The sequence below is a fragment of the Noviherbaspirillum autotrophicum genome (assembly GCF_000818395.1).
Lineage (GTDB): Bacteria > Pseudomonadota > Gammaproteobacteria > Burkholderiales > Burkholderiaceae_D > Noviherbaspirillum > Noviherbaspirillum autotrophicum.
The window spans coordinates 1,366,222-1,378,515 of sequence record NZ_JWJG01000028.1 but is presented as its reverse complement, the minus strand read 5'-3'; the positions used below and the strand labels follow the sequence as shown (position 1 = coordinate 1,378,515).

Genomic DNA, 12,294 nt, shown 5'->3' with positions numbered 1-12,294 from the left:
CGCGGCATTGCAGCGAATGCGGCGGCGCTGCCCTTGCTACAGGTTGCCCTTTTCCAGCAGGGCGGTGCCGACGCGGCGCGCCATGTCGATCGCTTCGTCGTAGCTCGGTAGCGCCTCGTCGCCGGCATGGTGCTTGTCAAGCACGCAGATGAAGTCCTGCGCGGCGTCGTCGAACTTGTGGATGGAGACATAGGGATGCCAGCCGCGTGTGCCCGGAAGCTCGTGCGCGATCAGGTGAAGCTGATATTTTCCGATCGTTTCGATTTGCATCGCCAACTCTCCCCATCGCCACGGTATCCGCAGATCCTAGCAGTGCTGCGGCTGCCATTGTTGAGGCCAATCATGGCACTCGCCACGAATGTCGCAGCGCATGTGCGGCATGCATCAGCCTTTCAGGTAGCGTTTGACGCCGCGCTTCTTGAGCACTTCTCCCCAGGACTCGATGCGGTAAATCTCACCGCTTTTGTGCAGCACCACGCCGAACTGCTCACGCAGCTTGGCCATGTCGGCATCGATCGTTTCCTTGTCGTGGCTGGTGAGATCGGCGATGGCGGATGCGGTCGGGCGTTCGAGCAGATCGACCGCTGACAACAGCACGAACAATCGGCGCGCATCGTTCTCCGGATAAAGCGGTACGCCGAATTGATTTCTAGCAAAGGGCATGTACGGCCTCCTTTCCATCGGTACGCGAACCTGACTGCAATAAGGAACTCAGGGACTCCGTATTTCGTTGGCAGGCATCGCGCGTGATACCCCCGCACCCCGCCTGCGACCGATTTTAGAACGTAACACGCCGCTCTGCATGCCGTCTGCCGGAACCAGCGGCTTGGCGCAGCGTGAAAAAACGTGCATGGCAACGGTAAAAATTTCAGCGCATAACAAAAACGGTTGTCCTTTGCATGGAAGGCAACCGAATTTTCAACCGGGCATACTTTTCGCTGGTTGTAACGTTCGAAAGGAGTGTCCGGATGAAATTTCGACTAAAAAAATTGCAGGACCAAATCATTGTCATTACCGGCGCCACCAGCGGCATCGGCTTGACGACTGCACGGCGTGCGGCCGCTCGTGGCGCCAAGGTGGTGCTGGTGGCGCGCAATGAGGATGCATTAAAGCAACTTACCTACGAACTATCGAAACAGGGATGCGAGGCAATCCACGTGGTGGCCGATGTCGGCATCGAAGAGGATGTGCGCAAGGTGGCGCAAGCAGCGATTCAGCGATTCGGCGGTTTCGATACCTGGGTCAACAACGCCGGCATCTCGATTTTCGGGCGCGTCGAAGACGTGTCGCTGGAAGACCAGCGCAAGCTGTTCCAGACCAATTTCTGGGGCGTCGTGCACGGGTCGCTGGTCGCCGTCGAGCACTTGAAGCAGCGCGGGGGCGGCGCGATCATCAACCTGGGCAGCGAAGTGTCGGACCGCGCTATGCCGTTGCAGGGCGCCTATTCCGCGTCCAAGCATGCGGTCAAAGGTTTCACCGATTCGCTGCGCTCGGAACTGGAGGCGGAGGACCTGCCGATCGCCGTCACGCTGATCAAGCCGGCGGCAATCGACACGATGTTCGTCGAGCATGCGAAAAATTACCTGGAGGTCGAGCCGAAGCTGCAGCCGCCCGTCTATGCGCCGGAAATCGCAGCCGACGCCATTCTGCATGCCGCCGAAAATTTCAAGCGCGACATCTTCATCGGCGGAGCCGCCAAGCTGGTGTCGTCCTCGGCATACTATGCGCCGCGCATGGTGGACGGCTACATCCGGCGCTTCCTCCTCGGCCAGCAAAAATCCGACATGCCTGCGCGCGACCGCAGCCAGAACAGTCTGTACTCGCCCGGAGGCGATTTGCAGGAGCGCCAGGGCCAATCCGGCCACGTCTTCGAGTCGAGCCTGTATACCCAGGCCGCGCTGCATCCCAGAACCAGCTGGGCATTGATGTTTGGCCTCGGTCTTGCTCTTGCCGCATGGTGGCGCATGCGCGAGCAGCCGGAACCGCTGGCCTGAAATCAGGGCGGAAGCCGGCGTTTCATCTTATTTTTCGGGAGGCATGACATGGCGTATTTGAGTGACGAACAACTCGCCCATCTGAAGCAGTTGCTGGATGAGCGCGAACGGGCGTTGCGCGCCGACCTGCTGCGCGAGGTCAACGAGAAAGACGAGTACATGGATGTGGCGACTGAAATTCCGGATCCGGGCGACTCGTCTTTCGCCAACCTTGCTGTTGACCTCGGCAATGCCGCAGTGACGCGCGACCTGACTGAACTGCGGGCGGTCGAGGCGGCGCGGCAGCGCATGGAAAACGATGTGTACGGCGTGTGCGTGAGCTGCGAAGCGGAGATTCCCTATGAACGGCTGAAAGTGCAGCCGACGGCGGACCGTTGTGCGCCTTGCCAGGAGCACTACGAAAAAACCCACGGCGATGCGATGCGTGGCAATACGATGTGAAGGCCGGGTGGTGCCCGCGCACGCCTTTTTTCTTTGGGTGCGGTGATGCCGCTGCCGTGCTGTTGATCGTACAATTCCAGCATTTGGCGCATCACGTATAGCACACAGGGAGAATCATGGACGAATCACTACGCAATCTGCTGCAGAAAATGCCGAAGGCGGAGTTGCATATTCATATCGAGGGTTCATTGGAGCCGGAACTGATTTTTGCGCTGGCAAAACGCAATGGCGTTGCGCTGCGCTATGCCTCGGTGGACGAGTTGCGCCGCGCGTATGCGTTCACGGACCTGCAATCATTCCTGGACATTTACTATGCCGGAGCGAGCGTGCTGCTGCACGAACAGGATTTCTACGACATGACGTTGGCATACCTGCAGCGCGCGCACGCCGACAACGTCAGGCATGCGGAAATCTTTTTCGACCCGCAGACGCACACCGAGCGCGGCGTTGCCTTTTCCACGGTCATTGACGGCATCCACCGCGCGCTGGACGACGCGAAGCGCCACTGGGGCATGAGCGGCGCGCTGATCATGTGCTTTCTGCGCCATCTGCCGGAAGAGGATGCGCTGGCCACGCTGGAGCAGGCCATTCCGCATCGCGCCAAGTTCATCGGCGTCGGACTCGACTCGTCCGAGCGAGGCCACCCGCCGGAGAAATTCGCCAGGGTATTTGCGCGCTGCAAGGAGCTCGGCCTGCACCTGGTGGCGCATGCGGGCGAAGAGGGCCCGCCGGACTATATCCGCTCGGCGCTCGACGTATTGCACGTGGAACGCATCGATCATGGCGTGCGCTGCCTCGAAGACGCGGCGCTGACACGGCGCCTGGCGGAGCAGCGCGTACCGCTGACCGTTTGTCCGCTGTCGAATATCAAGCTGCGCGTGTTCGATCGCCTGGCAGACCACAATCTGCTGAAACTGCTGGAAGCCGGCTTGCTGGTGACCGTCAATTCCGACGATCCCGCTTATTTCGGCGGTTATGTAAATGACAATTTTCTGCGCATGTTCGAGGCATTGCCGCTCGGGCGAGAGCAGGCGCGCCTGCTGGCGCGCAACAGCTTTGTCGCGTCGTTCCTGGACGAGGCGGCCAAGCGGAAATTGCTGGAGGAGGTCGATGCCTGCTTTGCGTAGCGCATTCGGTCTGGCCAGCCTTCGCCCTTAGCGCTGCAGCATAGGGTATTGACGGGAGAACCATGATGCAGGACGCCGCACTTCCCGTGACGCTGGGCTTGCCGGACATGCCGTCCCATGGCTGATCCATTGTCCGCCGCGGCGCTGGCCGGCGGCCTGTCCTGGGCCAGCGGCATCCGGCTCTACATGACGCTGTTTGCTGCCGGCTGGCTGGGGCGTGCCGGATGGCTCGATCTGCCCCCAGCGCTGCAGACGCTGCAATCGCCCTGGGTCATGACGGTTACCGGCACCCTCCTGGTCGTTGAATTCCTGGCCGATAAGGTGCCCGGCGTCGATTCGGCCTGGGATGCGATCCATACCTTTATCCGCATTCCCGCCGGCGCGATTCTTGGTGCCGCCACGCTCGGCCACATGGCGCCGGAATGGACGGCCGCCGCGGCGCTGCTGGGAGGAACGCTCGCCGCCGGCGCACACGCCACAAAGGCGGGCAGCCGCGTGCTGATCAATACCTCGCCCGAGCCGTTTTCCAACTGGACCGCGTCGGTAGTGGAGGATGTGGGGGTGGCTGGCGGACTGTGGGCGGCGTTTTTTCATCCCTGGATCTTGATTTCATTTCTTGCGGTATTCTTCCTTGTCGCATTGTGGCTGCTGCCCAAATTGTGGCGCGGACTGCGATGGCTGTTCCGAAGGCTGAGCGCATAGTGCGCCGCCCCAATAAGAAAGAAAACACATCCCATGCTGCTGCAATCATTGCGAATGACGCGGCGCGACTGGCGCGCCGGCGAATTGCGATTCCTGCTGGTCGCGCTGGTCGTCGCTGTGGCATCGCTTTCGTCGGTCGGCTTTTTCGTCGACCGCATGCGTGCCGGGCTCAATCGCGACGCAAACCAGCTGCTGGGTGCCGATCTGGTCATCAATGCCGATCAGCCGGTCGATCCGGCATGGCGTGCGCAGGCGCAGCGGCACGGATTGCAACTGGCCGAGACGGTCGCTTTCCCCAGCATGGCCATAGCAGGGGAGGGGGAGCAGGCTGTGTCGCAGCTGGCGTCTATCAAGGCGGTGTCGCTTGGCTATCCGCTACGCGGAAAGCTGACGCTGGCAACCGGAAAGGACGGGGCAGAAGTCGAGGTGCGTGACATTCCTGCCCCGGGCACGGTTTGGGTGGACCAAAATATCCTGTCGGCTCTCGGCGTGAACGTCGGTGATGCGTTGCAGTTGGGGGATGCTGTTTTTCGTATTGTCAACGTAATCTCGCTCGAGCCCGACCACGGAGCGTCGTTCATGAATTTTGCGCCACGCGTGATGCTGCGCTTGTCCGACTTGCAGGCAACCAATCTGATTCAGAACGGATCGCGCGTGACCTACCGGTTGCTTGCTGCCGGTGATCCGGCGCAGGTCGCCTCGTTCCGGCGCTGGCTGCAGAAAGAAATCGCGCGCGCCAACGTGAAGGGCGTGCGCCTCGAATCGCTCGAATCCGGCCGCCCCGAGATGCGGGCCACGCTGGACCGCGCCGAACAGTTCCTGTCGCTGGTCGGCTTGCTGTCCGCGATGCTGGCAGCGGTTGCCGTGGCGATGGCGGCACGCCGCTTCATGTTGCGCCACCTGGATGCGTGCGCGATGCTGCGCTGCCTCGGAATGACGCAAAACCAGGTGACGCTGATGTACCTGAGCGAATTTTGCATGGTCGGCCTGGCCGGCGGCCTGCTGGGCATCGCGCTCGGCTTCGGCGCGCACTTCGTGCTGCTGGAATGGCTCGGCTCGCTGGTGAGCCGCCAGCTTCCCCCGGCCACCTTCACGCCAGCCGTGCAGGGGCTAGCGGCCGGGATGCTGCTGCTGATCGGGTTTGCAATACCGCCGATCCTGCAGCTGCGCAACGTGCCGCACAACCGTGTCATTCGACGCGAGCAGGACGCGCCGCAACCGGTGACGCTGGCGACCTATGTGCTGGGACTGGGCGCATTTGTCGGCCTGCTGCTGTGGCAATCCGGCGCGCCACAGCTTGGCTTGCTGACGGCCGGCGGTTTTCTCGGCGGGTTTGCCGTGTTCGCGCTGATCGGGTGGCTGGGCGTGAAATCGCTGCGCGCGCTGCGTTCGCGCATCGCCCATCCAAGCTGGCGTTTTGCCGTCACTGCATTGCAGCGCCGTACCGGCGCCACGGTGGTGCAAATCGTGGCGCTGTCGCTGGGGTTGATGGCCTTGCTGCTGCTGACGGTCATTCGCGGCGATCTGCTGGCTGCATGGCGCCAGTCGACGCCACCGGACGCGCCGAACCGTTTCGTGATCAATATCCAGCCGGAGCAGAGGGACGAGATCGCGCACCGCCTGGCGCAGGCGGGCATCGCGGATCCGCTGCTGTACCCGATGATTCGTGGCCGCCTGATCCAGGTGAACGGCACGCCGATCACGGGCCAGACCTACGTCGAAGAGCGCGCCAAGCGCCTGGTCGACCGCGAGTTCAACCTGTCGACGATGCGCGCGCTGCCGCCGCAAAACGAGATCGTGGCCGGACGCTGGCTTGACGACAGCGGCGCGCAAGCATCGGTCGAGGAAGGCTTGGCAAAAACGCTGAATCTGAAGCTGCGCGACCGGTTGCGCTTCGATATCGCGGGCCAGCAGGTCGAGGCTACCGTGACCAGTCTGCGCAAGCTGGAATGGGGTTCGATGCGGGTGAATTTTTTCGTGATCCTCAATCCTAAACTGATGGAGAACATGCCGCAGACATGGATCACCGCATTCCATCTGCCGCAATCGAAATCGGCCGTCATCCATTCCCTGACGCGCGACTTTCCGAATTTGACCGTGATCGATGTGGGCAGCGTGATCCGGCAGCTGCAGGCCGTACTCGACCAGGTGATTGCCGCTGTCGAGTTCCTGTTCCTGTTCACGCTGGCGTCCGGCGTGCTGGTGCTGTACGCGGCGCTGGCCGGTTCACAGGACGAGCGGATCCGCGAAGCGGCCTTGCTGCGCGCGCTGGGCGCCACGCGCGGGCAGTTATCGCAGGCGCAGTGGATCGAGTTTGCGCTTGTTGGCAGCCTGGCCGGGCTGCTCGCCGCGACCGGCGCTGCCGTTGTGGGATGGGTGCTGGCGCAATATGTCTTCAACTTCGAGTGGCGCTTCAGTCCGGTGGTCTGGCTGATCGGCCTCGCCGTCGGGGCGATCTGCGCGTTTATCGGCGGCTGGGCCGGATTGCGCAATGTCTTGCGCCAGCCCCCGCTGCAATCCTTGCGCGGCAACTGATCTTCTCCCGCCTTCGGCCTTCAGTGTGCCGGTTTAATCTGCATTAAAGATGCACGACCGTGACCGTGCTTTTCCGCAAGCCGTCTCCTGGCATCACGGGCTACATTCCTATTGTCCCTGCGGCAGTTGCGAAATGCAGCGCACCTCGTCAATTCGGTGCGGCAAATCGCATGTCGTGAAGCGTAATTATTCCTTCGCGAAACTTCATGACATGCAGTCTGCGCGTTCAAAACAACGCATCCGCAGAGGCAAAAATCCATTCGTGTTGTGCGTTGATACGTGTCAAAACAGACAACGAGTGGAAAAGTAGAGTTGAACATCAATTAAGTCGCCGAAAGTTGTGAGGCAATTGGAACGCAGAGTCAGTGTCACTCCGGGCAGGACACCTGAAACGAGACCGGTTCCGTTCATCAAGAGGAGTCGCGCAACGTCTATCCCGAATCCACGTTCACTTCTTTGACATGCAGTCCGCCAAATTGTGGACGTATTCCGACCAGGCCTTCTTGCACACTGCTTGTGCAGCCAATCGTCCGGCAAGTTCGTACTAATCATGTGGGGTAATCATATGCATTTGTATTTCAACGCGTCCCTGAAACGATGGAGTGTGGTTGCAGCCATTCCACTGATTGCGGCTTGCACGTCAGCCGCCCCAGGCATGCATTTCGATCAGCGGGCAAGCAGCGATGCCACCGGTTCTGCCACGGCAGGCAACGGCGAAAATGCCAATGCGGTGCTGAAGCCGATCACCGTGCAACTCGTTAAGACTGAAAAGCAACTGCGCGAAAAGCAGGTGACGCAGGATATCAGTGCACTGATTGCAAAGCCGGTGGCATACAAGATCGACAGCGGCGACGTGCTGTCGATTGTTGTGTGGGACCATCCTGAATTGTCCAGCAGCGCCACGGTCGCGGCGGTGGGTTATGGCGGTGTCGGCGCGGATGCCGCTGTGGCCGCGACCACCGCGCCTCCAGCCGGATTCATGGTCGACCATGACGGGACCATCCAGTTTCCCTACGCCGGCACGTTGAAGGTCTCCGGGATGACACAGGATCAGGCGGCCCATCTGCTGAGCACCAAGCTGTCGCGCTACCTGCGCAATCCGAAGGTCACGCTGCGCGTGCAGTCCTATCGCAGCAAGCGCGTGTACGTCGATGGCGAAGTCAAAACGCCCGGCCTGCAGGCGATCAACGATATTCCGATGACCCTCGTGGAAGCAATCAACCGGGCCGGCGGCGTGCTGCCGACCGGCGACCAGAGCCAGGTGGTCGTCAACCGCGGCGGCGTCAACTATCAGGTGAACCTGCCGCAGCTTGTTCAGCGCGGCGTCAACCCGTCGACCATCATGCTGCAGGACGGCGACGTGGTGCGCGTGCGCTCGCGCGACGAAAGCAAGGTGTTCGTGTCGGGAGAGGTCGTAAGCCCGCGAGCCCTGCCGATGCATAACGGACGCCTGACGCTCAACGAGGCATTGGGCGAGTCGGGCGGCGTCAATCCGCTCAGCGGTGATGGCAGCCAGATCTACGTCATTCGCAGATCGGGGACCGACCAGATTGTCTATCAGCTTGATGGGCGCTCGCCGGGTGCGCTGGCAATGGCGGAAAACTTCGAGCTGAGTCCGAAGGATGTCGTTTATGTGGCCGCCACGCCGCTGGCGAACTGGCATCGCGCGATCAGCCTGATACTCCCGAGCGCGTTATCCGGCGCGGTCGGCGCGGTCACGCCGGCTACCAACAAGTAATGGCTTAGCTCTGAGCGACATGCGCTGCATTTGCCCGGCGTCTTCCAGGCATGGACATCGGGCGGTGTAGCGCTGTAGCGGGCAGCGTGGATCATCCGGCGACAGTCTATGCATGTTTTAACTTCTTTCAGATAAACCTATGACGAATCAATCCATACCCCTGTTATCCGGGCCGCCGAGCATACGCCACGATGATGAAGAAATCGGGATGGCAACTTACTTCGACATCCTGTGGGAAAACCGCTGGCTGATTGCCAGTATTGCGTTTGTCGTGACCCTGCTTGGTGCCAGCTATGCGTTCCTGGCCAAGCCGGTATACGAAGCGAACATGTTGATTCATGTCGAGGAAGAAAGTCAGAAAGAATCGAAAAACATCCTGGGCGACTTGTCCTCGATGTTCGACGTGAAAACCGCGGCGCCCTCCGAGATGGAGCTGGTCCGTTCCCGCCTGGTCGTCTCGCGCGCCATCGACAATCTGCGCCTGTACATCAGCGCCGAGCCGAAGCGCTTCCCCCTGATCGGCTCCTGGCTGTCCGGCTATAACAGGCAGTTGTCGACGCCGGGTTTGCTGGGATACGGCGGCTATGCATGGGGCGCGGAAAAAATCGACGTGGCCGTATTTAACGTGCCCGACTCCTTCTTGAACCGCGAGTTTGTCCTGACTGCCGAAAACGACGGGCAGTTCCGTGTCATGCAGAAGGACCTGGGCGTCGAATTCAAGGGCAAGGTGGGCCAGCCGGTCAGCGTCGATACCGACAAGGGCGCCATCGAATTGCGCGTCGACCGGCTTCAGGGCAAGCCCGGCACGCAATTCCTGCTCAATCGCAGCTCGCGCCTGGCCACCATCGAAGGTATACAGAATTCCCTGACCGTCAACGAGCAGGGCGGCAAGCAGTCCGGAATCATTGCCGCCACCCTGCAGGGATCGGATCCGAAAATGATTCACGGAGTGCTGACCGAGATCAGCAAGGAATACGTGAAGCAGAACGCCGCGCGCAAGACGGAGGAAGCAGAAAAATCACTGGCCTACCTGAACAAGCAGCTGCCGGAACTCAAGCAGCAGCTGGAACAGGCTGAAGCGAAGTACAACGCATTTCGCAACAGTAATGGTACCGTCGACCTGAGTGAAGAATCCAAACTGACGCTGCAGCAGCAGTCGAATGCGAAGATCAAGAAGATGGAGCTTCAGCAAAAGCGGCTGGAGCTGCTGACGCGATTCACGCCCGATCATCCGCTGGTGCAGGGCCTCGACAGCCAGCTCAAGGAAATCAATGCCGAAATCAACGGCATGCAGGAACACATCAAATCGCTGCCGATGCTGGAGCAGAACCTAGTGCGACTGACCCGCGACGTGAAGGTCAATACCGAGCTGTATACCGCATTGCTGAACACGGCGCAGCAGCTGCGCTTGATCACTGTCGGGAAGGTCAGCAACGTGCGCCTGGTGGATGCGCCGATGCTGCCGGAAAAGCCGATCAAGCCGAACCGTCCGGTCATCCTTGCGCTGGCAGTGCTGGGCGGATTGTTCCTCGGTGTGCTGGCGGCATTCTTCCGCAAGTCACTGTATGGCGGCATCGATACGCCGGAGCAGGTGGAGAAGATGGTCGGTGTGCCGGTCTATGCCACTATCCCGCATAGCAAGAAGCAGAAGGAGTTGTATCAGCAGGTCGCCGCACGGCAGCAGAAAGTTCCGCTGCTGGCCAAGGTGTCTTCCACCGACGCCGCCATTGAAAGCCTGCGCAGCTTCCGTGCGGCATTGCAATTCTCTCTGCCACAGTTCAGGAACAACGTTGTGCTGATCACCGGCGCGACGCCAGGAATGGGCAAGTCGTTCGTGTCGGCCAACCTCGCGGCCATCATGGCGGCGACCGGCAAGCGGGTCTTGCTGGTCGATGCAGACTTGCGCAACGGCTTGCTGCACCTGTATTTCGGCTTCGGACGCCAGGATGGATTGTCGGACGCGATTGCGGGCGCACGTACACCGGAGCAAGTGATACACCACGGCGTGATCGAGAATATGGACTTCATCTCTACCGGAACCTTGCCGCCGAATCCATCCGAACTCCTGCTGCGCCCGAGCTTCGGCGCCATGCTGGAGCAGCTGTCCGTCGGATATGACTTGGTGCTGGTCGATGCGCCACCGATCCTCGCCGTGGCCGATACGCTGATCATCGGCTCGCATGCCGGCGCAATCTACATCACGACGCGCGCAGGCGTGACGACGCCGGGCGAAATCAATGAATCGATGAAGCGTCTGGCCCAGGCGGGCTTGGCGGCGAAGGGCGTGCTGTTCAACGATCTCAAGGCGCGCCCCGGACGTTACGGTTATGGCTATGGCTATGGCACCTACCGCAATGGTTCTTCGGAAGGAGATGTCCCGCTGATCGAAGCTTCGGGAGCCAGATAGGCGCTGGCATGAGGAAGGCCGGATGGAAATCCGGCCTTCGGTTTTTCTTTGGTTCAATGCATGGCGCCCACGCCGGCTCGTCGTGAGTGCGATTTTCCTGTCTTATTCTGTCTGGCGGAATCTACCTTGTTACCTCTCTCTCCCACCATTTTCAAAGCCTACGACATCCGCGGCATTCTCGGCAAAACGCTCGACATCGGCATCGCCCGCCAGATCGGCCAAGCCTTCGGCACCGCTGCCCGCATCAAGGGCGAGCAAACGGTGGTCATCGGCCGCGATGGCCGCCTGTCCGGCCCCGAACTGGCCAAGGCGCTGGCCTCCGGCCTGCAACGCGCCGGCGTCGACGTGATCGACCTCGGCGTGGTCGCCACCCCGATGCTGTACTTCGCCACCCATGTGCTCGATGCCCAGTCCGGCATCATGGTCACCGGCAGCCACAACCCGCCCGACTACAACGGCTTCAAGATGGTGCTGGCTGGCGAAGCCATTTACGGCGATACGATCCAGGGCTTGTACCAGGCGATCGTCAAGGGAGACTTTGCGCAAGGCAACGGTAGCTACCGCACTCACGATATCCGGCAGCAATACCTGGAACGCATCACCGGCGATGTGAAGCTGGCGCGGCCGATGAAGATTGCCATCGATTGCGGCAACGGTGTGGCCGGCGCCTTTGCCGGCGACTTGTACCGGGCGCTGGGATGCGAGGTGCGCGAACTGTTTTGCGACGTCGACGGCAACTTTCCCAACCATCATCCCGACCCGGCCCATCCGGAAAACCTGCAGGACTTGATCCGCTGCTTGAAGGACACGGATGCGGAGATAGGCCTGGCGTTCGACGGTGACGGCGACCGGCTGGGCGTGGTGACTAAGGATGGGCAGATTATTTATCCGGACCGGCAGCTGATGCTGTTTGCGCAGGACGTGCTCATGCGCCATCCGGGGCGCGAGATTCTGTACGACGTCAAGTGCACGCGGCATGTGGCGCCGTGGGTGAAACAGCATGGCGGGGTGCCGCTGATGTGGAAGACCGGGCATTCGCTGGTGAAGGCGAAGATGCGCGAGACGGGCGCGCCGCTGGGCGGAGAGATGAGCGGGCATATTTTCTTCAAGGACCGCTGGTATGGCTTCGACGACGGCTTGTATGCGGGAGCGCGGCTGCTGGAATTGCTGTCGCGGGTGGCCGATCCGTCGGCGGTACTCAATGCCTTGCCGCAATCGGTGAGCACGCCGGAACTGCAGCTGAAGCTGGAAGAGGGCGAGAACGTTGAACTGATCGCGAAGCTGCAAAAGGAAGCGCGCTTTCCGGGCGCGCAGCAGGTGGTGACGATCGACGGCTTGCGGGTCGAGTAC

10 protein-coding genes are annotated in these 12,294 nt (G+C 61.0%); 8 read left to right on the top strand and 2 right to left on the bottom strand.

Features of this window, described 5'->3' with window-relative positions; genetic code table 11:
* Window positions 1–36: 36 nt before the first annotated feature.
* Window positions 37–270 (bottom strand): hypothetical protein, encoded by a 234-nt coding sequence (locus TSA66_RS07555; protein WP_040039598.1) that lies wholly within the window; start codon window positions 268–270, stop codon window positions 37–39.
* Between the two features lie 114 nt (window positions 271–384).
* Entirely contained in the window at window positions 385–663 is a 279-nt protein-coding gene (locus TSA66_RS07550; RefSeq protein WP_040039597.1) for a hypothetical protein, read from the bottom strand.
* A 305-nt stretch (window positions 664–968) separates the two neighbouring features.
* Here TSA66_RS07550 and TSA66_RS07545 point away from each other — a divergent pair, with 305 nt between their 5' ends.
* The 8 genes from TSA66_RS07545 to TSA66_RS27290 form a co-directional block, all read left to right on the top strand.
* Window positions 969–1,994 (top strand): SDR family oxidoreductase, encoded by a 1,026-nt coding sequence (locus tag TSA66_RS07545; protein WP_040039596.1) that lies wholly within the window; start codon window positions 969–971, stop codon window positions 1,992–1,994.
* A 48-nt stretch (window positions 1,995–2,042) separates the two neighbouring features.
* Window positions 2,043–2,435 (top strand): TraR/DksA family transcriptional regulator, encoded by a 393-nt coding sequence (locus TSA66_RS07540; RefSeq protein ID WP_040039595.1) that lies wholly within the window; start codon window positions 2,043–2,045, stop codon window positions 2,433–2,435.
* 113 nt (window positions 2,436–2,548) lie between these two features.
* Window positions 2,549–3,562, top strand: a complete 1,014-nt coding sequence (locus tag TSA66_RS07535; RefSeq protein WP_040039594.1) for an adenosine deaminase — start codon at window positions 2,549–2,551, stop codon at window positions 3,560–3,562.
* A gap of 117 nt (window positions 3,563–3,679) precedes the next feature.
* Complete coding sequence (locus TSA66_RS07530; RefSeq protein WP_040039593.1) at window positions 3,680–4,264, top strand: DUF4126 domain-containing protein; 585 nt, start codon at window positions 3,680–3,682, stop codon at window positions 4,262–4,264.
* 33 nt (window positions 4,265–4,297) lie between these two features.
* On the top strand, window positions 4,298–6,799 hold the full coding sequence (locus TSA66_RS07525; protein ID WP_040039592.1) for an ABC transporter permease: 2,502 nt from the start codon (window positions 4,298–4,300) through the stop codon (window positions 6,797–6,799).
* A 655-nt stretch (window positions 6,800–7,454) separates the two neighbouring features.
* Complete coding sequence (locus tag TSA66_RS07520) at window positions 7,455–8,537, top strand: polysaccharide biosynthesis/export family protein (protein ID WP_052452173.1); 1,083 nt, start codon at window positions 7,455–7,457, stop codon at window positions 8,535–8,537.
* A 139-nt stretch (window positions 8,538–8,676) separates the two neighbouring features.
* Window positions 8,677–10,944, top strand: a complete 2,268-nt coding sequence (locus TSA66_RS07515) for a polysaccharide biosynthesis tyrosine autokinase (RefSeq protein WP_040039590.1) — start codon at window positions 8,677–8,679, stop codon at window positions 10,942–10,944.
* 126 nt (window positions 10,945–11,070) lie between these two features.
* Window positions 11,071–12,294 (top strand): phosphomannomutase/phosphoglucomutase (locus TSA66_RS27290; RefSeq protein WP_198358739.1); only part of this gene is annotated, 1,224 nt, incomplete at its 3' end.